We start from the raw sequence: 23,500 nt of genomic DNA, 5'->3' as shown, positions 1-23,500 counted from the left end.
GCCTCAGCCGCCGATGCCCTTCCACGCCGTCGTGCCGTCGACCTCGAGCTGACGCTTCCAGACCGGCAGGTCGGTCTTGATCGTCTCGATGACGGCGCGGCACACCTCGAACGCTTCGGCGCGGTGCTCCGACGCGACCGCGATCACGACCGCCGCGTCGCCGACGGCGAGATTGCCGACACGGTGGCTGACGGCGACGACGGCACCCGACGCGTCGCCCGCCTCGGCGGCGATGCGATGCAGGGTCGACTCGGCGTCGGGGTGAGCGCTGTACTCGAGGCCGACGACGGTGGTCGCGGCATCCGGGTCGTTGTCGCGGACCCGGCCGACGAAGGTGGTCACCGCGCCGTACTTCGGGTCCTCCACCGCGCGCAGGTGCGCGTCGAGGTCGAGAGCGGTCTCTTCGAGCCGGGCGATCCGAACAGTGTTCACGAGTGGTCTCCGCCTCTCACCTGGTCGACCACGTGCGTGGCGATCGACACGATCACAGGGATGCCGGAGCTCACCGCACGCGGCGACCCCGGCAGATTGACGATCAGGGCTCCCTCGGGGTCGGCGACACCCGCGACGCCGCGGGAGATCACCGAAAGCGGGGTGTCGGCGAGGCCGACGCGGCGGAGCTCCTCGGCGATGCCCGCGAGCGGTCGGGTCACGACGCGCTCGGTGCCCTCGGGCGTCTGATCGCGCGGGCCGACACCGGTGCCACCTGTCGTGACGACGAGACCGGCGCCGGTGGCGAGGGCACGACGCAGCACCGATTCGACGGAATCCGCGCCGTCGGGGACGACCTCGAGTGCGAAGACCTCGATGCCCGCGTCTTCGAGCAGCTGCACCGCGAGCGGCCCGCCGCGGTCCTCGCGCTCGCCCGAGGCGGAGCGGTCGGAGACCGTGATCACGACGGCGCGAAGGGATGTCACGTGCTCACCCTAGGCCGTGCGTCACGAGACGGTGACGAGGGAACGCTGCCAGCCCGACGAGCCGTTCGGGGCGATGGCTGCGCGCTCCTCGACCTGCATATCGCCGTTCTTGTTGATCGCGCGGACCGCCACGTAGTGGGTGCCGGGCGTGGCATCCCATTCGAGGACCCACTGCACCCAGGTGTCTTTGTTGATGGGGTTGGACAGCTTCGCCGGCATCCACTCGCCGTTGTCGATGCTGACCTCGACGCGCTCGATGCCCACGGTTTGCGCCCACGCCACTCCGGCGATGGGGACGGTGCCCGCCTTGACGGGTGAGCCGCTCTTGGGGGTGTCGACGCGCGACGAGAACTTGATCGGCGCCTCGGCGCTGTAGCCACGCGGCGTCCAGTAGGCCTGGTCGTCGGCGAACGTCGTGATCTTCAGCTCGGTGACCCACTTGGTCGCCGAGACGTACCCGTAGAGACCCGGGATGACCATGCGGACGGGGAAGCCGTGCTCGGGAGGGAGGGGCTCGCCGTTCATCGCGACAGCGAGGATCGCATCGATGTTCTCGTCGGTGCCCGCCGAGAGGGGCGTGCTCGCGGTGTAACCGTCGATGCTGGTCGAGAGGATCATGTCGGCGCCCGACTTCGGCCCCGCCATCTTGAGGACGTCGCGCAGCGGCACGCCCTGCCAGATCGCATTGCCGACGAGGTTGCCGCCGACCTCGTTCGAGACGCAGGTGAGCGTGATGGCGTACTCGTCGAGGCCCATGTCGAGCAGGTCCTGGAACGACAGTTCGACGCGCTTGTCGACCATGCCGTCAATGACCAGGCGCCAGGTCGACGGGTCGATGTTCGGAACGGTGAGCGCGGTGTCGACCCGGTAGAAGTCGGCATTGGGAGTGATGAGCGGGCTGATGCCCTTGACGTCGAGCTCCGCGCCCGACGGGATCGTGACCTTCGACTTCGGGGCGGGCAGCTTGAGTGCACGGCGGATCGCGTCGGCGGATGCGGTGGCCGCGCTGACCGTGCGCGCTGCGACCCCCACGACGAGAGCGGAGACGCCCGCGATGCCCGTCATCAGCAGGAAGCGTCGACGGTCGAGGCCGTCCTCGCGCGCGTCGGCGTCTGCGAGGTGGGCGTCGCGCCAGGCCCGCAGCCGGCGACCGAGGAAGAAGAGGATCGCGGCACCGGCCAGCGTGCCGAGGAGCGGCGGCAGGAATGCGAGCGCCGTTGCTTCGGCGCGCGTGAGGATGGCCGCACCCGACAGGATGCCGGCGAGCACCAGCGCGATGACGCCCAGGGGCGGCCGGATGTACTCGAGGATGCCGGCGATCGCCGACGCGATCACGACAGCGAGACCGAGACCGGCGAGGAGCGCGATCTTGTCGTACTCGCCGAACGTGCTGATGGCGAATTCCTTCAGCGGACGCGGGACGATGTCGATGACGAACGACCCGACCGCGAGGATCGGACTCGAAGTGCTCGAGAACAGCAGCGCAGCCAGCTCGGCGATCGCGAGGAAGACGGCGCCTCCGACCAGGCCCGAGACGGCCGCCCAGAAGTAGAACCGCTTGCCTGTGGTGTGAGTGCTCATGTCATCCCTTCCGAGCTTGTTCGTAGCGAACACCGAATCGGATGCACCGAGGCTGCGGCGATGTCATGCGTGACGGGCTTGCGTGTCCCACTCTGACGCATCACGGGAGCGGAATCTCCCTCTTGCGGATCCGGGGCGGATCGGTCAGCTCACCCGGCGAACGGCCACGCCACCGTCAGCCGCAGCGGCTCGTCGTCGCGCGGCGAGTTGTGCCAGATCTCCCGCGGCGGGCCGATGGGGGTGCGACCGGCATCCGTGATCCAGGCGTGCACCTCGTCGTACAGCGCGAGGATCTCGGGGAAGTCCGTCTCGTGTCCTTCCGCGTGACGGAGGGCGACCTGGCCGCCGGTCATCCGGTAGCTGCGCACGTCGTCGGCGCCGTCGATCAGGCCGTCGACGGGCACGACGATCTCGAGCGGACCGTCGGAGTCATCGGTGACCGGCGCATGGAAGACCCCGAAGGCGTCCCCGGTCACCTGCAGTCCCGCGCCCTCGGCGATCTGCCGCAGGTGGTGGACCCCGTCGTGGATGATCTGGTCCATCTCCTGCGGAGCCATGCGGCGCATGACGCTCAGGACAGGGCGATCGCCCTCGATCGCAGTTTCGACAGCGGACATCAGGGTCTCCTTCGTGAGATGAAGCCGCGCTCGAGCGAGCACGACATGGTGAGCCTGCGTTCGACGATCCATCGCTGTTGTCGCTTCATCGAGCAGGGCGACAGCGGCATCCGGATCCGTGTCGGACAGGTCGACGATCGACGCGATCTGATCCAGTGAGAGGTCGGCCGAGCGCAGGAGTGCGATGAGCCAACCCATCGGCACCTGATCGGCCGAGTAGTAGCGGTACCCGGTCTCGGCATCCACCCGGCGCGGTACGAGCAGTCCGCGATCCGCGTAGATCCGGAGCGCCTTCGCCGACAGCAGGGTCGACGCGCCGAACCGGCCGGCGGTCATCCACTTTTCGTCTTGTGCAGTCACGAGTTCAGCATCGACCCGGCCCCAGGGGCGAGGTCAAGCACCTCTTGACCATCGGTGCGATTGGGCCATGGCACAGCGAGCGGCTGACCGGCACGGGTAGCGTGGGCCGCGGCGAACTCGCCGACCGGTACCGCGCGGGGGGCGTAGGACATGAACACAGGCGCACGGCGTGTCCGTAAGGATCGGTTCACGCCGCTCCTCCTCGTCGGGGCGGCGATGATCGCTGTCGTCGCCATCGTCTATCTCGCAGGCCGGGAGTTCGGCCTGCTCGCGCGATGGTGGTTGTTCAGCGGAGCGCTCGCCTTCCCCGGCTTCGTGTTCGCCGGGATGCTCGCCGGATCCCTCATCCTGACCTTCCTCGCACTGATCCTCCGGCGAAACAGGAAGATCGCGCTGCTCGGCACCGGTGTCGTGAGCACCGGCCTGCTCGTCGCCCTGCTCGTGACGGCGTTCGCGATGCCCGCCACCGTCACCCCCGACGCCGTCCCGGCTCGTCAGGACGGTCAGCTGCGAGTCCTGGGCTGGAACGTCCTGCAGGGCGCGGAGGATGCGGCATCCCGCGCCGCTCTCATCGGCGCGCTCCAACCCGACATCGTCGTCCTCAGCGAGCTTTATCAGGGCAACCTCCTCCGGGACGGTGATGTACCGGCGGGGTACGTGAGCTATGGCGTGCGCGGCATCGCGGTGACCGTGCTCGTCGCGGACGACCTGCCGCGCTACCGGGTCGTGGACGCGGACGAATCTGGCCGCACGTCCGGTTTCGTCCTCGCTCCCGAGGTCGACGGTGCTGCGCCGCGCATCGTCGCCGCGCACCTCGTCGCTCTCAGCTTCCGTGGCGATTCGTCGGGACGCGACTTCGGCCTCGACTGGATCTCGTCGCACTGCGGCTCCCCCGACACGATCGTCGCGGGCGACCTCAACGCCGTCCCCGCGAACATGCCCGGAAGACGACTCGGCTCGTGCCGCACCGTCGGCGCCTTCGCTCCGTCATGGCCCTCGATGGTTCCACCGTTGTTCGGCGCCGCGATCGATAACGTCCTCGCGACGCCAGAGTGGGATGCCGCGCGGGTCGCCACACTCGATGTCGCCGGCATCGCGACGGACCACCGCCCCATCGTCGCCGACCTCGTCCGCCGCTGACCCTGCGGGCGAGCATAGCCTCGAACGGTGCCCGACCTCGAGATCCTCCGTTACGCCGCCTTCACCACGCACTCCGATGGCGGCAACCCCGCCGGCGTCGTGCTCGACGCGTCCGCCCTCGACGAGGCGTCGATGCAGGGCATCGCTGCGGACATCGACTTCTCCGAGACGGCGTTCGTCACAGGGACCGACAGCGACGGCGCCCTGACGATCCGCTACTTCTCCCCCATCGCCGAGGTGCCGTTCTGCGGTCACGCGACCGTCGCCACCGCCGTTGCTCTCGCCGATGCCGGCCGCGTGGGGGCGGGCGCGATCCGCTTCGCGACGCCGGTAGGTGCCGTCGAGATCCGGGTGAGCACGGATGCCGCGGGCACACGCGCCTCGTTCACGAGCGTCGAACCGTCGGTGTCGCCGATCACCGCAGACGATCTCACGGCGGTTCTCGACGAGATCGGGCTCGAAGCGTCGGACCTCGATGCGGATCTTCCACCGCGGATCGCGCACGCCGGCAACCCGCATCCGGTCCTCGTCATCGCCGACCGTGCGGCGTTCGACGGCTTCACGTTCGATGCGGCGCGCGTGCGCTCTCTCATGGACGACCGCGCATGGCCCGCGACGATCACGGTCGCCCACCGTCTCGGGCCGGACCGCTTCGTTGCACGCAACCTCTTCCCCGTCGGACGCATCACCGAGGACCCTGCCACTGGATCGGCCGCGGCGTCGTTCGGCGCCTACCTGCGGTCACTTGCTGCCGTCGCACCGCCCGCTCAGGTCGTCATTGAGCAGGGCGCGCACGTCGGACGGGCCGGCGAGCTGATCGTGGACATCCCGGCCTCGGGTGGCATCGTCGTCACCGGCCACGCCGTCCGCATCGACTCCTAGTTCGTCGCGCGGCGCATCAGCCGAAGGACCTCGGCCGGATGCTCGACCGCTGCGAAGTGGCCGGCGTCCGGCAGCACCACCTCGTCGAAGTCCTCGATCAGTGCCGCGAGCCCGGCACCGTCATCCGTGCCCACGAACACGTCGCGGGAGCCGCGGACCGACCTCACCGAGCAGCGGATGCCGCGCCACGACGACTCGTCGTAGGCTGCGGCGGCACGGGATGCGGCGACGAAAGCCCGCGGCCGGATCTCGTCGGCGAGCGCGTGCACGACGGAGGGGTCGATCCGGCGGGACAGCGCGAAGAGGGGTGCGCTCAGGGGTCGCAGGAGACCGCCGCGCTCGAGGGTGCGGAGCAGCGGAGCGGACGCGTCGCCGAGACCGCGGAGGATGCGCATGGCCAGGAGCATCCCTGCCAAGGCGGGCAGCCCGAGCCCGCCTCGGAGCGGCCGCCGCACGGCGTCGAACACGGCCGGTCCCGACGGCGAGACGAGGAAGACGGAATCGGTCCTTTCGGGAAAACGGGCAGCCAGGTCGAGGGCCAGCGCGCCGCCGAGCGAGTGACCGACGACATCCCATCGCTCGTATCCCAGGGCCATGACGACCTCGCGGATCGCCTCGCCGAAATGCCCGATGTCGATCCCGTCGGACGGGAACGGGCTCTCACCCCAGCCCGGCAGGTCGAGCGCGACGATGTTGCGCACCGGGTCGTCGCATCGAGCAGCGGCTCGCAGCAGCGGGGTCCAGGTCGTCCACGATCCGGCCGCGCCGTGCAGCAGGACGGTCGCCACGGGGCTGGCGGCGACCCCCACGCGTGCAACGACCGTGCCGATGGTCGTCGGGATCTCGACCCGACGCAGGCCGAGGGCTGCGGCATCCGTCTCCAGTCGCGTCCGAGCGTGCGCGGATTCGGGTTGCCAGGTGATCGTCACGGAGGGTGTTCGTCGCCGACCGCGCATCGGATCGGGCGGCGCGCCGAGCTCAGGCGGACTGATCCACCGTGGGGCAGAATCACCACGTGAGCACCGATTCCCGCGCCCGGCGCGTCGCCGTGGGTCAGGACGCTGAGATCCTCGTCAGCATGACGCAGCCGGTCGCGGTGATCCGGGCGGCCGGCGAGGATGACCGGGTCGTCGCCTGGCCGGATCTGGACGTCGGCGACGTCGCGGTCGGTGTGACCGTGTACGCCGCTCCGGACGGTGCGTGGGTCGTGTACGCGCCCAGCGAGAACGATGAGGGCGATCTGCACCGGCCGATCACCGCCGTCCACGTTCGCTGGGCCGGCGCGGTCGCCCAGACACACGCGGACGCCAGCAGGTACGCCGTCGGAGCGACCCGCCACGGGCTCTGGCTGCGCGAGCGCCACGACCCGGATCCCGACGACCGAGCAGCGTGGTCGACGGACACGGAGCTCATCGTGATCGCTGACGGTACGCGCACGACGCACACGATCGATCGACGCGTCCTCATCGTCGAGGACGCCGGCGACGCGCCGCGCATGGTCTTCTCGCCCGACGCGCCCGATGTGCGCGCGGAGCACGGCGGGACCTCCTACCACTACCGGTACGCGACCGCTCTGCTGCCCACCGGTCCGCTCCCGGAACGACTCTTACCGATGAGCGATGCGGTACCGCTGTCCGAAGAGGAGTTCATGGACATCCTCCACTGGAGACAGCCCGACGAGGTCGTCGACACCACGCCGGACGTGCCCTGGCGGCGCATCCATCTGCCGATGGAGCGACGGGATGCCGCGATCACCGCGCTCGTCGACGAGTTCGGCGACCTCGCCCAGTACTGGCGGGGACCGGATGGGGAACGTCAACCGCTGACTCCGGGGCTGAGCGAGCCCCGCATCGACATCGTGGGGGAATGGCCCGACACCCGTGTCGAGGTGACGTTCCGGCATCCGCTTCTTCCCGGTGGCCTCCTGCGGCGCGCGCTCCGCGTCTTCGACGACGCGGGTCGCATCACCCCTCATCCGTATGCGTCGATCCACCTCATGGAGGATCTCGACACCCACGCCCCGCTGCCGCCGGCGAGCCCGGGCGAGGTCCGCGCCTTCTGACGGGCGTCAGGGCACACCGGAGCGCGGGGCGGGCCTCGGGAATGCTTCTATGCTGACGGATACGACTGACACCGACCGGCGGGGGACCATGAAGGTGCGAACAGACGCGATCGAGGCGTGGGAGCAGCACGTAGCCCTGTTCGCGATCGTGAAGCTGGACTCGAGCGGCTTCGTGCGGGGATGGAACGTCGGGGCCGAGGACCTGAAGGGCTACTCCGCCGACGAGATCATCGGACAGCACTTCTCGCTGTTCTACCGCGCCGTCGACCGCGAGAACCGGCTCCCCGACACGCTGCTCGACAGGGCGCGTTCGGATGGGAGCGTCGAGGATTACGGGTGGCGGGTGCGCAAGGACGGCTCGCAGTTCTGGGCTCACGTGACGATCACCGCGATCCACGACGACACGGGCGTCGGCGGGTTCGTGAAGATCGTGCGCGACATTACAGCGGAGAAGCAGGCCCAGGACGAGCAGGTGTCCCTGCAGCGCACCTTCGCCCACGACCTCATCTCCCCTGTCACTGCCCTCCGCGGCTACCTCGACCTACTCGAGGACGAGATCGGTACGGACAACCGCTACCTGCGGCTCGCCCTCGAGACCAGTGAGCACCTTGCGGCGATGGCGGGCGCTTTGATGGCGGATGCCGTAAGCGGCATGCGCGACGACGAGCGCACGTTCGATGTGTCGCTCGTCGTGCGCGGATCGGCGACCGTCGTCCTCCGCCCCGGCGCGGAGGAGCGCATCCACTTCGACCGATTGGACACGGCGACGGTGCGCGGCGACGTCCTCGCCCTGCGCCGCGCGTTCGCGAACGTCCTCGAGAACGCGGCCCGCTACTCCGACGAGGACATCCACGTCGAGGTCGTCCGCGGCGACGACACAGTCTCCGTGACGGTGCGGGATGCGGGCCGCGGCATCCACCCGGACGACATCGACACCATCACGGCGCCCGGCGAACGCGGACGTCTCGCTGAGCCCGAGGACGGCGGCACCGGGCTCGGGCTCGCCGGCGTCGTGGCCGCCGTCACCGAGCACCACGGCGCACTCGAGATCGACAGCGCCATAGGCGTCGGGACGACCATCACCATCACGCTTCCGCTGGCAGGCTAGGGCCCGCCCTCATCCTCCGCCCCACAGTCCGGGGCGAGCCGGAACCGGGCTGAACTCGTCGTCTCGTAGGGCCGTCCGTCGATCGAATACCGCGCGGTGTATCCCTCGGAGCCATGGGTGTCGCCCCCACCGACGGCCTCGACGACGAACAGCACGGTCACCTCCTCTCCGGGCGAGATTGCGGTCCCGGGGACGGCGACTCGCCGATCCCAGAATTCCGCCGCCGGCGGGAAGGCGTCCGCACCCAGGCTGACCTGGTTCTGAATCGGCACGAGGTAGACCTCGCGCAACGCGAGCCCCTCGGCGCCCTCCAGCTCGATGGACTCCATGACGACCGTGCCGGCTGCGGATGCCCGCGCCACGTCACCGAACGTCACCGGCTCATAGATTTCGGAGCCGCAGGACTCGTATCCCCCGCCCAGCGAAAGCGGCGGCCCACCCGCGCAGGCCGACAGACCGAGGACGAGTAGGAGCAGCGCAGGAACGACGAGGCGACGGTGCGTCATGCGCCCACCCTGGCACAGGGTCAGCCGATGCGGGTGCGGAGGACCTCGGCATCCGTCTCACCGTCGACGAGGACGGCGCGCGCGAGGTCGCGGGCATCCTCGACGTTCCACAGCAGCACGCCGACGGGCGCGCCGGACTCATCGCGGTAGTAGACGACGGTGCGATCCTCGTCGACGTCCACGACGAGCGGATCCTTCTCGGGATCAAGCGTGCCGACGGCCTCCCACCGCACGCCGAAGACGGCCGAGTAGAAGTACGGGGTGTGGGTGTACGGCAGCCGCTCCCCCGCCATCGACCGGCCGACGGCCGCGCCCTGCTCGTTCGCGTTGTCGACGTGCTCGACGCGCGTGCGTCCGAGGATCGGGTCGGGGTAGGACGCAATGTCGCCCGCTGCCCAGATCGCGTCGTCGTTCGTGACGAGGTGCTCGTCGACGACGACACCCTCGTCCACCTCCAGCCCCGCCTGTTCGGCGAGGTCGGTCACAGGGTCGACGCCGAGTCCGAGCACGACGATGTCGGCGGGGCGCTCCTCGCCGCCTTCGAGGGCGACGTGCAGGCGGTTGCCGGCGGTCCGGACCTCCTCCACGCGGGCACCCGGAATCAACTCGACGCCGGCGTCACGGAAGAGCTGCTCGTAGCGCGTCGCGAGCTCGGGCGGGAACGTACCGTCGCCGAGGACGTCGGACGGGAACACGAGCTCGGTCTCGACACCGTTCTGCACGAGCGCCGCGGCGATCTCGGCGCCGATGTAGCCGCCGCCGATGACGACCGCGCGACCGCCGTCGGCAGCGAGGTCCCGGAGGCGCCGATAGTCGTCGGCCGAGCGGAAGAACAGGATGCGGTCGTCCTCGGGCACGGGGATCTCGCGCGGCCGGGAGCCGGTCGCGAGCAGCAGCCGGCGGTAGCCGAGGTCGTTGCCCTCGCCGATCGAAACCGTCTTCGCCTCGCGGTCGATACCCGTCACGAAGGTCTCGAGCCGGATCTCCGCGCCCGTCTCCTCGGTACCCAGCGGAACCTGATCCCACGTGAAGTCCGGGTCGGTCCACAGCTTCTTCGACAGCGCCGGACGCGTGTACGGCGGGTCGACGTCTGCGCTGAGGATGCCGATCGTGCCTTCGGGATCCAGTTCCCGGATGCCGCGGGCCGCCGCATCCGCCACCATTCCGCCACCGACGATCAGATAGTCGTACGTCCGCATCACACGCTCCGTTCGCATCGTTTCGGCCACGGTATGTCGGGGTGCCGCGACGTGGCTCGGGGTTGCGGGATGCGGCCGAGGCGGTTAGGCCGTGAGGATGAGGGGATGCACACCGACGTGATCTTGATCGGCGGGCGCTCCGGGGTGGGGAAATCGTCCGTCGCGGCTGAGGCCTCTCACCTGCTCGGGCTCACTGACGTTCGGCACGCCGTGATCGACGGCGACAACCTGGACCAGGCGCATCCGCCGCCGTGGCGCAGCGGCATCCCGCTCGCGGAGCGGAACCTCGCCGCGACGTGGGCCAACTATCGCGAGGCCGGGTACTCGCGACTCATCTTCACCAACACGGTCAGCGGAGCCCCTTGCAAAGCGCGAGATCGGGGCGGCGCTCGAGGAGCACGTGACCCGAAGCGTCGCGGCCGCTCGGCGCTTGGACGAGGGGGCTCCGGATGCCGTACGGGTCGCGACGGACGGGCGAGCGGTGGCCGAGATCGCGCGTGAGGTGCTGGAGCGAGCGGGGTGGATCTAGGGACCGCCTGCGGGTGAGAGGTTTCTCATCTGCAGGCCTGTTCGCGACGTGTGATCTCGGCGGTTTTCGGTGTCTGGATGTCGGAGGCTGGTGCGATAGTGCAGGTATGACGGAAGCGATGGAAACCCCCGGTGGCGAGTCGTATCTCGCGGCCATCTCGGGGATCGTTGCGGACGTCGAGGACGTTGCCCTTGAGCTCGCTCGGGCGCAGATCCGGGAGTTGCGTGTGCTCGCTGCCGCGGGCCGGTTGGCGGAGGAGCAGGGCGCGCCCCCGAACGCGAAAGTGACCCTCCACGACATGGTGCTCCGGTCGATCTCGGCCGAGGTCGCCGGGGTGATGCGGACGACCGATCGGACGGTGCAGCGTCGGATCGGCGAAGCGCGGCTGACGATCGAAGGATTCCCCGCGGCGGTCGCTGCGTGGGAGGCGGGGCGGATCGTGCAGGCGCACGTGAGGGCGATCGTCGACGCTGGGGTGAACCTGCCGGCTGAGTTGTGGGCGGAGTTCGAGAAGGTCGCGATCGAGCGGTGCGACGGTGAGACGCCGAATCGGGTTCGAGGTGAGCTCGAGATCCTCGCCCACCGAATGCACCCGCGGGCCTTCGCGGAACGACACGAGGAAGCTGCGGCGGGGCGGTGCGTGCGGTTGATCCCCGGGCGGGATGGGATGAGCGATCTCATCGCGACCCTCCCAACAGTGATCGCCGAGGGAATCCAGGACCGGCTCACCCAGCAGGCTCGGGCGATCATCGACACCCGGGACGAACGCAGCACGGGCGAGAACGCCGACGCCGACGCGACCGATGCGCGCTCGACCGATCAAGTGCGGGCTGATGTGTTCGCCGACCTGCTCCTCGCCGGCACGCCGACGCTCGACGACACCCGCGACACCACCGCCGGACCGCTGGGCGCGATCCGTGCGCGGGTTCAGGTGCTGGTTCCCGCGGCGACGTTGTCGGGTGCCGACGACGGTCCGTGCGACCTGTCCGGCCGCTCCCCCATCGACCCGGCGACCGCCCGGATCCTCGCCGGCGCGACCGGGGTCTGGGAGCGCCTGTTCCACGACCCCACCACCGGGGTGACCGTGTCGACGGATTCGTACCGCGTGCCCTCCGGGATGCGACGGTTCCTGCAAGCCCGGGACCAGCACTGCCGGTTCCCCGGATGCCGCGTCGCCGCCATCCGGTGTGAAGTCGACCACACCCACGACCACGCGCTCGGCGGGCGGACGGAACTGTCCAACCTCGCCCACCTGTGCCAACGGCACCATTCGATGAAGCAATTCACCGCCTGGAAAGTGCGACAACTGAAGGGTGGAGTCCTGGAATGGACCTCACCCCTCGGCAGGATCTACCGCGAAGGCGCACCCACCCCGGCCGTCGCCTTCACCCCTGCCGCAGCTTCACCCGGAGACCCCGCTCCGTTCTGAACCGCTCGTCCGCGCCCGGATCGTATCCGCGGACAGGTGACCAGGTCGCGCGCTCACGCGCTCTACTCTGCGCGCCAGCCCTTCTCCTTTTCGATGTACTCGTTGTCGGCGAAGTCCGCGAAGTCGGTCTCGTCGGTCACCCGCCGCACCTCCAGCTTGCTGCCCGGCGTCAGCGGTGCGCGCTTCGCCCACTCGAGCGCCTCTTCGGCGGTCGCCGTCTGGACGATCCAGAACCCGTTGAACAGCTCGTGAACCTCGCCGTAGGGTCCGTCGCTGACCACCGGCGTCTCGCCGTCGAAATCCACGACGTACCCGGGCTCGGGCGCGAGACCGTCGCCACCCACCAGCACACCGGCGGTGATCATCGACTCGTTGTACGCGCCCATGGCGTTGATCACCGCCTCGACATCGGTCTCAACGAAGGCCTCGGCCGAGGCCGGGGTGCTCCGCATGATCAGCATGTGCTTCATGGTCATCTCCTGAGTTCCGGGGGACGTTTCCCGTCCCTCCCACTATCGCGCCGAACGGGCGCGACGGGAATCGACGTCGATGCAGAAGAACTCAGGCGGGTTCCGCCAGGACCGACGGACGCGGCTCGATGACGGCGGCCACGATCGCCTCGATCGCGAACTCCGACGCCCTCCCGAGGTCGACGGCCGTCGGATCGAGCAGCCACTGCACCTGCAGCCCGTCCATCACGGCGAGGATCGCCGCCGAGCCGTGCGCGATCGACCCGGGATCGGTGATCCCGCGCTCCTGGCAGACGCGCTCGAACGCCTCGCGCAGGTCCTTCCGGAGCACGGTGTACCGGTGCTCGAAGTACGCCCGCCCCGGGTGGTCGTCGGTGACCGACTCCGCCGACAGCACAGCGTACGCCTGCACGATCCCGGCCCGCTGCATGTTCATGATCGCTGTGTGGACCAGGTGGCGGAACAGCTCCATCCCGCCCGGGATGCGCCCCCCGTCCAGATCGACGACGTCCGTCTGATCACGATGCTCGAGGACGTCCAGCAGCAGCTGATCCTTCGACCCGAAGTGATGGAGGATGCCGGCATGCGTCATCCCGACCTGCTCGGCGATGTCCTGCAGGGTGCCGTTCGCGAAGCCCTTCGAGCCGAAGATCTCCTGCGCCGCGTCGAGGATTTCCCGGCGTCGGACGAGAGTCGCCGGGCGCGACTTCGTCTGGTGTCGACTATCGACCATGATCTGCCTTCTTCCCCGGATGCGGATCAGATCTTACGCAGGTCGCGCGACCCGCATCATCGGAGGGTTGTGAACTTACTTACTTGATTGTAAGTTTTCCATGCAATCACACTCAGCGCCGAGTGGGACTCCTTCGGAGGTCTTTTCGCGGCGCCGGGACCACAGATGAAGGAGAAGCAATGAGGCTGAAGACCTCCCTCGCCGCCGCCGGTCTCACCGCGGCACTCATCCTCACCGGCTGCGCCGCCGGCGGAGGAAACAACGACTCCGGGAGCCAGGGCTCCGGGGCCGCCCTGACGATCGCGAAGCCCGACGGCGCGATCACCACCGAATCCCACAACCCCTACCTCGGCGACTCGGCCGGCCAGCGATACGGCTACGCCAAGGTCATCTTCGAGCCGCTCGCCCTCGTCAACCCGACGGGCGACCTCAAGACGACCCCGTGGCTCGCCGAGAAGGTGGAATGGAACGACGACTACACGCAGCTCACCGTCACGCCTCGCAGCGGCGTGAAGTGGAGCGACGGTGAGGACTTCACCGCCGACGACGTCGTCTTCACCTTCAACCAGTACCTCACCGGCAAGCTGACCGACACCGGCGCCCTCGGCGTCACCGACGTCACCGCCGACGGCGACACGGTCGTCCTGACCTTCTCGAGCTCGAAGTTCACCTCGCAGGGCCGCGTCCTGCACACCCCGATCGTCCCGGAGCACATCTGGAAGGACATCGAGGACCCGAACACCGACCCCCTCACCGACGAGGGCAAGCTCGTCGGCACCGGCCCGTACGTCATGTCGAACTGGTCGACCGAGTCCGTCTCCCTCAAGGCGAACCCCGACTACTGGGGTGGCGACCTCGCCGTCCCGCAGCTGAACTACGTCTCGTACGGCGACAACGCCGCGCTCACGACGGCCCTCGCGACAGGCGATGCGGACTGGGCCCAGGCCTTCATCCCGCAGGTCCAGCAGAGCTACCTCGACGCCGATCCCGACAACGTGTTCCTGGTCTCGCCCACCCCGGGCGCGGGCACGCTGTTCATGAACCTGCAGAAGAAGCCCTTCAACGACCCCGCACTGCGCGAAGCGCTCGCGTGGACGATCGACCGCGAGGCCTACGTCGACATCGCCCGCGAAGGCGCGAGCGAGGCGATCTGGAACAAGACCGGTCTCAGCTCCGTGCTCGAGAACGAGATCATCGACGAGTACAAGGACGACAACTACTCCGTCGACGTCGACAAGGCCAAGGAGATCCTCACCGACGCCGGTTACACCTGGAACAGCGGAAAGCTGACCGACCCCGACGGTGAGGCCGTCGAGTTCTCGGTGTCGGTCCCCGCCGGCTGGAGCGACTGGAACACCGAGCAGCAGCTCATCTCCGAAGAGCTCGACAAGGCCCTGGGCATCAAGGTGAACGTCGACCAGCCCGACTTCGGCGGCTGGGACGCGGGCAAGCAGGAAGGCAACTTCGACGCGATCATCCACTGGCTCGAGGACACCGGCAACGCGTACGGCCTGTACACGTCGACGATGGACCCCAAGTGGGTGGTCGACGGCAAGGCATCCTTCAACTTCGGCCGTTTCGACGACTCGAAGGTCACCGAGGCGCTGAACACGTACGCCAATGCGGCATCCGACGACGAGCGGACCGAGGCCGGCGCGGTCCTGCAGAAGGCGTTCGTCGAGAACGTCCCCGCCATCCCGCTGGGTGCGCACCCGCTGCTCGGCGAGTTCAACACGCGCAACTACGTCGGCTGGCCGTCCGAGGACGACCAGTACGCCGCGGGTGACCCGACCCAGGTCGGCGTCGTTCAGATCCTGACGAAGCTGAAGCCCAAAGAGTAATCCGACCGACGGTGGGACGGATGCCGCATGGCCCGCGGCATCCGTCCCCCACCCCTGCTCACCTCCACGAAAGCGAGCACGCACTGATGCGCGATTCGTTACTGTCCGTCGACGACTTCTCCGTCGTCTACGACGTCGACCCGCCGGTCGAAGCCGTCACCCACGTCAGCCTCGAACTGCGCCGCGGCGAGATCCTCGGCCTCGCCGGCGAGAGCGGCTGCGGAAAGACCACCCTCGCCTACGGTGTGCAGCGCCTGCTCAAGGCGCCCGCCGTCATCTCCAGCGGATCCGTCACCTTCCGCGACGTCTCCGGCGAAGACATCGACGTCAACTCACTCGATCCGGAAGAGATGCGCCGCTTCCGCTGGGACAAGATCTCGATGGTCTTCCAGGGCGCGATGAACGCCCTCAACCCCGTCGCCACGATCGGCTCGCAGCTCGCCGACGTCTTCGAGGTGCACCGCCCCGACATGAACCGGGCCGCACGACGCGACGCGGTCAACGAACTGCTCGAGATCGTCAAGGTCGGCGCCGCCCGCAGCCGTTCGTACCCGCACGAACTCTCCGGCGGCATGCGCCAGCGCGTCATGATCGCCATGGCGCTCGCCCTGCGACCGCAGCTGATGATCATGGACGAGCCCACCACGGCGCTCGACGTCCTCGTCCAGCGCGAGATCCTCAAGCAGATCTCGCAGTTGCGACACGAGTTCGGCTTCTCCGTCATCTTCATCACCCACGACCTGCCGCTGCTGCTGGAGATCAGCGACCGCATCGCCATCATGCGCAAGGGCGAGATCGTCGAGATCGACACCGCCGAGCGCATCTGGACCGCCCCGCAGCACGAGTACACGCGCACGCTGTTGTCCTCGTTCCCGCGACTGACCGGTGAAAGGGGGGTCGTCGTCCGATGACCACACTCGAGTTCGACAGCGTCACGAAGGTGTACCACGTCCGGGGAGCCGGCCAGATGAAGGCCCTCGACGACGTCTCGTTCACCCTCTCCTCCGGCCAGACGATCGGCCTCGTCGGCCAGTCCGGCAGCGGCAAGTCCACGATCGCCAAGATCCTCACCCAGCTCGAGACGCCCACGAGCGGCGAGATCCGCCTCGACGGAAAGCCCATCCCCCGCCGCGGCAAGGGCCTGCGCGACTACCGGCAGCAGCTGCGGATGGTGTTCCAGGACCCGTTCGCGTCCCTGAACCCGTACCACTCGATCCGCCACCACATCGAGCGCCCCCTGCGCCTGGACGACGTCGTCCCGAAGAAGGAGGTCGAAGACGAGGTGCGCCGCCTCCTCGACCGCGTTCGCCTCGATCCCGACTCCGTCATCGATCGACGCCCTCACGAGCTCTCGGGCGGGCAGCGGCAACGCGTCGCGATCGCCCGGGCCCTGGCATCCCGCCCTCGCCTGCTCGTGGCCGACGAACCGGTGTCGATGCTCGACGTGTCGATCCGCATGGGCGTCCTCAACCTCCTCGCCGACCTGCAGCGTGAAGAGGGACTCGGGGTGCTCTACATCACCCACGACCTCGCGACCGCCCGCCACTTCAGCGACGAGATCCTCGTGCTCAACCAGGGCAAGGTCGTCGAGAGCGGCACCGCCGACGACGTGATCCTGCGTCCCCAGAACCCGTACACGCAGGAGCTCCGCGCTGCGTCCCCCGACCCCGAGAGCCACTTCGCGTCGGCTCCGGGACTCTCCGGAGATACCCGATGACCGCCGTCGAACCCCAGCTCCCCGTCGAGACGCCCGACGCGCTCGAGGTCGGCACGACCGCGACCACGACCGTCAAGGGACGCTCCCGCATTCCGTGGCGCTTCCTCGGCAGTCGCGCGCTGTTCTACCTCTTCACGCTGTGGGCCGCGATCACGATCAACTTCTTCCTGCCCCGCCTCATGAAGGGCGACGCGGTCGACCAGTACCTGGCCCGCAACCGCAACGTCACGCCCGAGGCGGCGGACGCGCTCCGCGCCCTGCTCGGCATCGACACCGACAAGTCGATGTGGCAGCAGTACATCGACTACTGGGGCCTCATGCTCCGCGGCGACCTCGGCGTCTCTCTCCTGCACGGTCTCCGTCCCGTCGGCGAGGTCATCAGCCAGGCCCTGCCGTGGACGGTGGGGCTCGTCGGCTTCGCCACGATCATCTCGTTCCTCATCGGCACGATCGGCGGCGCCGTCATCGGGTGGCGCCGCGGCAGCCGCTCCGAGATCATGATCCCGATCACGACCTTCCTCAGCACCATCCCGTACTTCTGGCTGGGGCTGCTCGCCATCGCCCTCTTCTCGGTCAACCTCAAGTGGTTCCCGATCGGCAAGGCGTACGGCGTCGGCTACTCACCCGAGTTCACTCCGGAGTTCATCGGGCAGGTGATCCACCACGGGACGCTTCCCGCGGTGACGATCATCATCGCCTCCCTCGGTGGCTGGATGCTCGGCATGCGCAACATGATGCTCACCGTCCTCGACGAGGACTACATCACGGTCGCGCAGGCCAAGGGCATGCCGAACTCCCGCGTGCTGTGGCGCTACGCCGCCCGCAACGCGGTCCTCCCCCAGATCCAGAGCTTCGCCCTGTCGATCGGCTTCATCGTCGGCGGAACGATCGTCATGGAGATGGTCTTCAGCTACCCCGGCGTTGGAAAGCTGCTGCTGGATGCCACTAACGGCAAGGACTACGCACTCATGCAGGGCGTCTTCCTGGTCATCACGCTGTCGGTGCTGGTGGCGAACATCCTCGCCGACATCGCCTACGCGTTCCTCGACCCGCGCACCCGCCAGACGGAGGCCTGACCATGACCACCACCGCCACCATCCGCATGGCCCGCACCGAGGACCCGACGCCGAACACGTTCTGGGCCCGCCTCGGATCGGCGTTCGCGATGTTCCGCAACGGCAAGTCCATCACGGGACTCGTGATCCTCGGCTTCTTCGTCCTCGTCGCGATCTTCGCGGACGTGCTCGCACCGTTCTCGCCGACGCAGGTCGACAACACCGCGCGCTTCCAGCCGCCCTCCCCCGAGCACTGGCTCGGGACCACCCACATCGGCGAGGACGTCCTCAGCCAGGTCATCCACGGCACCCGCGGAGTCATCGTCGTCGGCTTCCTCGCCGCCATCCTCGCGACGGTCATCGCGATCGTCGTGGGCGTCGTCTCGGGGTACGTCCGGGGGTGGAAGAGCGAGGGCCTCTCGGCGCTGACGAACGTCTTCCTCGTCATCCCGGGGCTGCCGCTCATCATCATCGTCGCGTCGATGTTCGAGGAGCCGCCGCTCGTCCTCATCGCCGCCGTCCTCGGCATCACCGGCTGGGCCTGGGGCGCGCGCGTCCTGCGCGCGCAGACGATGTCGCTCCGCAACCGCGACTTCGTCCAGGCCGCGCGCGCCAACGGCGAGCCGCTGCGGCGCATCATCACCGTCGAGATGCTGCCGAACCTCATGGCGCTCATCGCCGCGAGCTTCGTCGGCACCGTGACGGCCGCGATCCTCGGCCTCACGACCCTGTCGTACATCGGCGTCATCCCGGTGAACACCTACAACTGGGGCACCATCCTCAACTGGGCGAGCGCGCAGGGTGCGTTCCGCCAGAACCAGTGGTGGTGGTACCTGCCCCCGGGGCTCTGCATCGCCGCCATCGGCGTGGCCCTGTCGCTCATCAACTTCGGCATCGACGAGTACGTGAACCCCCGCCTGCGTTCCGCCGGCGAGCGGGCCCGCGCGATGAAGAAGAAGGGCCTGGACGTCAACGACGCGGTCACCGCCGTCCGCGCCGTCGAGGTCCCCACCACCCGCCGGGAGGCCCGCGAATGACGACCGTCGACACCGCTTCCGCCGCGTACCTGGATGCCCGCCTGTCGGTCGACGAGCGCGTCGCCGACCTGCTCGGGCGCATGACCCTGCCCGAGAAGGTCGGGCAGATGATGCAGTTCGACGCCCGCGAGGAGCTCGAGCACATCGTGCTCGAGCGTCACGCCGGCTCGATCCTCCACACGTCCCCCGAGAAGGTGCTCCGCGCCGCGGAACTCACGTCGCAGACCCGCCTGCGGATCCCGCTGCTCGTCGCCGAGGACTGCATCCACGGCCACTCGTTCTGGGAGGGAGCGACGATCTTCCCGACGCAGCTCGGGATGGCCGCGTCGTGGGATGCGGACCTCATCGCGAGCGTCGCGAAGGCGACGGCGGCCGAAGTGGCGGCCACCGGCATCCATTGGACCTTCTCCCCCGTCCTCTGCATCGCCCGCGACCTCCGTTGGGGGCGCGTGGGCGAGACGTTCGGCGAGGACCCGTTCCTCATCGGCGAGCTCGCGTCGGCGATGGTGCGCGGCTACCAGGGCGACGGCCTCGACGACCCCGACGCGATCCTCGCGACCGCGAAGCACTTCGCCGGATACTCCGAGACGCAGGGTGGCCGCGATGCGAGCGAGGCCGACATCTCGCGGCGAAAGCTCCGCTCCTGGTTCCTGCCGCCGTTCGAGCGCGTCGCGCGGGAGGGATGCCGCACCTTCATGCTCGGCTACCAGACCACCGACGGGGTGCCGATCACGGTCAACGACTGGCTCCTCAGCGACGTGCTGCGGGGCGAGTGGGGATACACCGGCACGCTGATCACCGACTGGGACAACGTCGGCCGCATGGTGTGGGAGCAGAAGGTGCAGCCCGACTACGCCAGCGCCGCGGCCGCCGCCGTGAAGGCCGGCAACGACATGGTCATGACGACGCCCGGGTTCTTCGCCGGCGCCCTCGAGGCCGTCGAGCGCGGGATGCTGGCCGAGGCCGACATCGACCAGGCGGTCTCGCGCATCCTGTCGCTCAAATTCCGCTTCGGGCTGTTCGAGAACCCGCGCCTGCCCGACCGGGAGCGCATCGCCACGATCATCGCGCAGGGTGCCCACGCCGACCTCAATCTCGAGGTCGCGCGGCGCTCCCTGGTCCTGCTCCGCAACGACGGCACGCTCCCGCTGGCTTCCACCACACGCCGGATCGCCGTCGTCGGCCCGCTCGCCGACGACGCGCAGACGCAGCTCGGCGACTGGGCGGGCTCATCCGGGCAGGTCGATTGGATGCCGGACGGCCACCCCCGCGCCCAGATCACGACGGTCCTCGACGGGCTCCGCGAGCTCAGCGGCGGCACCGTCGAGCACGCCCGGGGCGCCGGCATCCTGGACCTCACCGACGATCCCGCGGGTGTCTTCCCCGACGGGCAGCCCCGGCCGCCGATCGTCGCACCGCAGGAGCCCGATGCCGCCGAGATCGCCGAGGCCGTTGCGCTCGCGGAACGCTCCGATGTCGTCGTCGCGGTCGTCGGCGACCGCATCGAGCTCGTCGGCGAGGGCCGGTCCACCGCGACGCTCGACCTCATCGGCGGGCAGCGCGCTCTGCTCGATGCCCTGGCCGCGACGGGCACGCCGCTCGTCGTCGTGCTGATGGCGTCGAAGCCGCTGATCCTGCCGGAGTCGGTGCGCGAGGCATCCGTCGTCTGGGTCGCGAACCCCGGCATGCAGGGCGGACGCGCGATCGCAGAGCTCCTGCTCGGCGAGATCGAACCCGCTGGACGCCTGCCGATCTCGTTCGCACGGCACGCCGGCCAGCAGCCGACGTACTACAACCAGATCCGCGGCCAGCACGGCGACCGCTACGCCGACCTGACGCAGCAGCCGGCGTTCGCGTTCGGCGACGGCCTGTCGTACACGACCGTCGAGTACGGCGACGCGGAGGTCCTGACGCCCGTCGTCTCTGCCGGCGAGACCGTCCGCGCGCGGGTCACGCTGCGCAACACCGGCGAGCGCCCCGCGCACGAGATCGTCCAGGTGTACGTCCGCGACACGGTGACCTCGGTGAGCTGGGCCGACAAGGAACTGAAGACCTACCGGCACGTCGACCTCGCCGCGGGCGCGAGCGCCACGGTCGAGATCGACCTGCCGGCGTCGGACTGCACGATCGTGGATGCGGCTGGCCGCCGCATCGTGGAACCCGGGGAGTTCGAACTCCTCATCGGGCCGTCGTCCCGCGACGAGGTGCTGCGGGCGGTCTCGTTCGAGATCCGCTGACGCGACGGAACAGCGAGGGGCGGGTGTCGTGGTGTCACCCGCCCCTCGCCGTGGCGACTCCCCGCCTCACCCCGGCGCGAGCCGGTACAGCACCTCGGGCCGACCGCGTTTGCCGTACCGGTGCGACACGACGATCGCGCCCGTCTCGGCGAGGTGCGTCAAGTAGCGGTGAGCGGTCGCGCGCGACATCTCGCACGCCTCCGCGACCTCGACGACCGAACGGCCCGTCCCGGGGTCCAGCGCCGTCAGGACCCGTTCCAACGTCGGCACCGCCAGCCCCTTCGGGAGCGCACGCGGCCCGCTCGACGACGCAGACACGGTGCGGATGCCTCCGGTCGCCAGCAGTCGATCGATGTCGCTCTGCGCAAGGGGGCGCTCACGCCCGGCATCCGTGCGTGCCTGCCGCTCCTCGCGATACCGCTCCAACCGTTCGCGGAGCGCGGCCTCCGTGAACGGCTTCACGAGGTAGCCGGCCACCCGGGCGGCGAGCGCTTGGCGCACCGTGGTCTGATCCTGCGACGAGCTGATGACGAGCACGTCGGGACCGGCGTCACCGAAGGTGCGCAACCGGTGCAGCACCTCGATGCCGCTGATGTCGGGAAGGCGCATGTCGAGCAGGACGAGGTCGATTCCGGCCGTGCTCTGCGCGAGCGCGTCGCGCCCGGTTCCGGCGGCGCCCGCGACGGTGAACCCCGGCACCCCATCGACGAACCGGCAATGAAGGGCGCGCGCACCCTGGTCGTCGTCGACGACCAGCACCCGGATCGGTCGCTCGCTCACACGCGCTCCATCTCGAAGGCGAATCGCGCGCCGCCGAGGGCGGAGGCACCCACCTCGATCGTGCCGCCCCGCGACGACACGGTCCGTCGGACCGTGTCGAGTCCGTAGCCGCGACCGAAGCCCGACGCGTCGTCCTTCGTGGTGAAACCCTGAGCGAAGATCCGCGCCGCCGCGTTCGGGTCGATGCCGGGGCCATCGTCCTCGACGGCGCCGAACAGGCGCCCGTCCGCATCGCGGAGCACGCAGCGCACCCGCCGCGCTCCCGCCTCGCCCGCGTTCCGACACAGGTTGGTGACGACCGAGACCGCGCCGTCGTCCAGGTCGCGATCGAGGGTGACGTCGAACTCGGCCTGCGCACCGAGATCGAGGAGCTCCGCGCGCACCGCGTGCATCGTCGCCGCCGCGACGGGCTCGCCGCCGTCAGGCGAGCCGGACGTCCGGACCGGCGTCACCTCCTCGATGTACCCGAGGGCCTCGCCTGCGTCTCCGCGCGACACGAGCCCGTGGATCACGTGGAGCCGTGTGTCGAACTCGTGCGCCTGTTCGCGCAGGGCCACGGTCGTGCGGCGCATCTGCGCGTTCTCGGCGGCGACGGCATCCGCTCGCCGGAAGCGGCGCTCGACCATCGCCGTCAGCGCGGAACTGGCGAAGGACGCGGCCACGAGGGCCCCGATCCCCCACGGCAGCAGCGCGGCGAGGGCAGCGTCGCGGTCGGCGGCGATGCTCGATTCGAGCACACCGACGGCGACCATCCCCACGACCGTCCCGTCGCTCGCGCGCACCGGCACCTTCGCGCGCAGCGACGGTCCGGAGGCGCCGCGCTCGGTGCCGACGAACGTCTCGCCCCGCAGGACCGAGGAGTTCGTCGTCTCGACCTGCACCCCGCGCTCCGACGCCAGCGGATGCGTGATCCGGACGCCCTCGTCGTCGGTGATGACGACGTAGTAGACGCCCGCGGACTCCCCCACGAGCTCGGCGATCGGCTGCAGCGCCGTCGTCGCCGCGGCGAGGTCGGCGGCGTCGGCGAGGTCGGCCGGGGTCCCGGCATCCGTCACCGTCGCGAGCGTCGTCCGGACGTCCGCGAGATCGGCGAGGCTCTCGGCGACGCCGATGACCCGCTCGGCGGTCGCGTCCCGGATCGTGCGTTCCTGCACGGTCATCGCGACCGCGAGCGTCGCCGACAGTGCCGCGAGGGTGACGACCGAGGGCAGGACGAGCAGCACGAGCCGGAGCGCGCGGGGCCGCCGCGGAGACGCCATCGTTCACCATTCCCGTCCGTGCGCGATGCGTGAGCGTTTAA

Annotated in this window: 23 protein-coding genes; 12 read left to right on the top strand and 11 right to left on the bottom strand. The window is 69.4% G+C overall.

From position 1 onward, the window contains the following. Positions 1–3 precede the first annotated feature (3 nt). From H286_RS0111190 to H286_RS0111175, 4 genes are all read right to left on the bottom strand, one after another. Positions 4–432, bottom strand: coding sequence for a molybdenum cofactor biosynthesis protein MoaE (locus H286_RS0111190; protein WP_020098230.1), 429 nt, complete (start codon positions 430–432; stop codon positions 4–6). Continuing rightward, positions 429–917, bottom strand: a complete 489-nt coding sequence (locus H286_RS0111185; protein ID WP_020098229.1) for a MogA/MoaB family molybdenum cofactor biosynthesis protein — start codon at positions 915–917, stop codon at positions 429–431. The genes H286_RS0111190 and H286_RS0111185 overlap by 4 nt, the downstream gene beginning before the upstream one ends. 21 nt (positions 918–938) lie before the next feature. Next, positions 939–2,498, bottom strand: a complete 1,560-nt coding sequence (locus H286_RS0111180) for a molybdopterin-dependent oxidoreductase (protein WP_020098228.1) — start codon at positions 2,496–2,498, stop codon at positions 939–941. Positions 2,499–2,647: 149 nt separating this feature from the next. Continuing rightward, positions 2,648–3,475: a MerR family transcriptional regulator gene (locus tag H286_RS0111175; protein WP_231370945.1), complete on the bottom strand. Its 828-nt coding sequence runs from the start codon at positions 3,473–3,475 to the stop codon at positions 2,648–2,650. 150 nt (positions 3,476–3,625) lie between these two features. On the opposite strand from H286_RS0111175, the gene H286_RS0111170 reads away from it, so the two are divergent. Next, complete coding sequence (locus tag H286_RS0111170; RefSeq protein ID WP_020098226.1) at positions 3,626–4,615, top strand: endonuclease/exonuclease/phosphatase family protein; 990 nt, start codon at positions 3,626–3,628, stop codon at positions 4,613–4,615. Positions 4,616–4,642: 27 nt separating this feature from the next. Next, positions 4,643–5,497: a PhzF family phenazine biosynthesis protein gene (locus H286_RS0111165; RefSeq protein ID WP_020098225.1), complete on the top strand. Its 855-nt coding sequence runs from the start codon at positions 4,643–4,645 to the stop codon at positions 5,495–5,497. Here the strand turns inward: H286_RS0111165 and H286_RS0111160 are convergent. After that, positions 5,494–6,426, bottom strand: a complete 933-nt coding sequence (locus H286_RS0111160; protein ID WP_020098224.1) for an alpha/beta fold hydrolase — start codon at positions 6,424–6,426, stop codon at positions 5,494–5,496. The genes H286_RS0111165 and H286_RS0111160 overlap by 4 nt on opposite strands. Positions 6,427–6,512: 86 nt before the next feature. Here H286_RS0111160 and H286_RS0111155 point away from each other — a divergent pair, with 86 nt between their 5' ends. Both H286_RS0111155 and H286_RS0111150 read left to right on the top strand, forming a co-directional pair. Next, the gene (locus H286_RS0111155; protein WP_020665446.1) at positions 6,513–7,559 is read left to right on the top strand and encodes a hypothetical protein; all 1,047 of its coding nucleotides are present in this window, start codon (positions 6,513–6,515) and stop codon (positions 7,557–7,559) included. Positions 7,560–7,647: 88 nt separating this feature from the next. After that, entirely contained in the window at positions 7,648–8,667 is a 1,020-nt protein-coding gene (locus H286_RS0111150; RefSeq protein WP_020098222.1) for an ATP-binding protein, read from the top strand. On the opposite strand, the gene H286_RS0111145 is transcribed toward H286_RS0111150, so the two are convergent. Further along, complete coding sequence (locus tag H286_RS0111145) at positions 8,664–9,173, bottom strand: hypothetical protein (protein WP_020098221.1); 510 nt, start codon at positions 9,171–9,173, stop codon at positions 8,664–8,666. The two genes, H286_RS0111150 and H286_RS0111145, sit on opposite strands and share 4 nt — an antisense overlap. A 20-nt stretch (positions 9,174–9,193) precedes the next feature. Then, positions 9,194–10,372: an NAD(P)/FAD-dependent oxidoreductase gene (locus tag H286_RS0111140; protein ID WP_020098220.1), complete on the bottom strand. Its 1,179-nt coding sequence runs from the start codon at positions 10,370–10,372 to the stop codon at positions 9,194–9,196. A gap of 400 nt (positions 10,373–10,772) precedes the next feature. Here H286_RS0111140 and H286_RS15245 point away from each other — a divergent pair, with 400 nt between their 5' ends. Next, the gene (locus H286_RS15245) at positions 10,773–10,901 is read left to right on the top strand and encodes a hypothetical protein (RefSeq protein WP_331271195.1); all 129 of its coding nucleotides are present in this window, start codon (positions 10,773–10,775) and stop codon (positions 10,899–10,901) included. 106 nt (positions 10,902–11,007) lie between these two features. Continuing rightward, entirely contained in the window at positions 11,008–12,330 is a 1,323-nt protein-coding gene (locus H286_RS0111130) for an HNH endonuclease signature motif containing protein (RefSeq protein WP_020098219.1), read from the top strand. A gap of 62 nt (positions 12,331–12,392) precedes the next feature. On the opposite strand, the gene H286_RS0111125 is transcribed toward H286_RS0111130, so the two are convergent. Then, on the bottom strand, positions 12,393–12,800 hold the full coding sequence (locus tag H286_RS0111125) for a YciI family protein (protein WP_018187083.1): 408 nt from the start codon (positions 12,798–12,800) through the stop codon (positions 12,393–12,395). 91 nt (positions 12,801–12,891) lie between these two features. Then, positions 12,892–13,533 (bottom strand): TetR/AcrR family transcriptional regulator, encoded by a 642-nt coding sequence (locus tag H286_RS0111120; protein WP_020098218.1) that lies wholly within the window; start codon positions 13,531–13,533, stop codon positions 12,892–12,894. Between the two features lie 179 nt (positions 13,534–13,712). On the opposite strand from H286_RS0111120, the gene H286_RS0111115 reads away from it, so the two are divergent. From H286_RS0111115 to H286_RS0111090, 6 genes are all read left to right on the top strand, one after another. Beyond that, positions 13,713–15,374, top strand: coding sequence for an ABC transporter substrate-binding protein (locus tag H286_RS0111115; RefSeq protein ID WP_020098217.1), 1,662 nt, complete (start codon positions 13,713–13,715; stop codon positions 15,372–15,374). Between the two features lie 86 nt (positions 15,375–15,460). Beyond that, positions 15,461–16,285, top strand: a complete 825-nt coding sequence (locus H286_RS0111110) for an ABC transporter ATP-binding protein (protein ID WP_018187080.1) — start codon at positions 15,461–15,463, stop codon at positions 16,283–16,285. Further along, positions 16,282–17,091 (top strand): ABC transporter ATP-binding protein, encoded by an 810-nt coding sequence (locus H286_RS0111105; RefSeq protein ID WP_020098216.1) that lies wholly within the window; start codon positions 16,282–16,284, stop codon positions 17,089–17,091. Before H286_RS0111110 ends, H286_RS0111105 begins: the two co-directional genes overlap by 4 nt. Next, positions 17,088–18,167 (top strand): ABC transporter permease, encoded by a 1,080-nt coding sequence (locus H286_RS0111100; protein ID WP_020098215.1) that lies wholly within the window; start codon positions 17,088–17,090, stop codon positions 18,165–18,167. The genes H286_RS0111105 and H286_RS0111100 overlap by 4 nt, the downstream gene beginning before the upstream one ends. A 2-nt stretch (positions 18,168–18,169) precedes the next feature. Beyond that, on the top strand, positions 18,170–19,183 hold the full coding sequence (locus tag H286_RS0111095) for an ABC transporter permease (RefSeq protein WP_020098214.1): 1,014 nt from the start codon (positions 18,170–18,172) through the stop codon (positions 19,181–19,183). Next, positions 19,180–21,420: a glycoside hydrolase family 3 N-terminal domain-containing protein gene (locus H286_RS0111090; protein ID WP_020098213.1), complete on the top strand. Its 2,241-nt coding sequence runs from the start codon at positions 19,180–19,182 to the stop codon at positions 21,418–21,420. Before H286_RS0111095 ends, H286_RS0111090 begins: the two co-directional genes overlap by 4 nt. Before the next feature lie 66 nt (positions 21,421–21,486). Here the strand turns inward: H286_RS0111090 and H286_RS0111085 are convergent, their stop codons facing one another. After that, positions 21,487–22,200 carry a response regulator gene (locus H286_RS0111085; RefSeq protein WP_020098212.1) on the bottom strand — a complete coding sequence of 238 codons (714 nt, stop codon included), beginning with the start codon at positions 22,198–22,200 and terminating at the stop codon, positions 21,487–21,489. Beyond that, positions 22,197–23,459, bottom strand: a complete 1,263-nt coding sequence (locus tag H286_RS0111080) for a sensor histidine kinase (RefSeq protein ID WP_231370944.1) — start codon at positions 23,457–23,459, stop codon at positions 22,197–22,199. Before H286_RS0111080 ends, H286_RS0111085 begins: the two co-directional genes overlap by 4 nt. Positions 23,460–23,500 lie beyond the last annotated feature (41 nt).

The sequence above is a fragment of the Microbacterium sp. 11MF genome (assembly GCF_000383475.1).
Classification (GTDB): Bacteria; Actinomycetota; Actinomycetes; order Actinomycetales; family Microbacteriaceae; genus Microbacterium; species Microbacterium aquilitoris.
The sequence above is the reverse complement of the archived record's forward strand: the minus strand, read 5'-3'. Positions and strand labels throughout refer to the sequence as shown.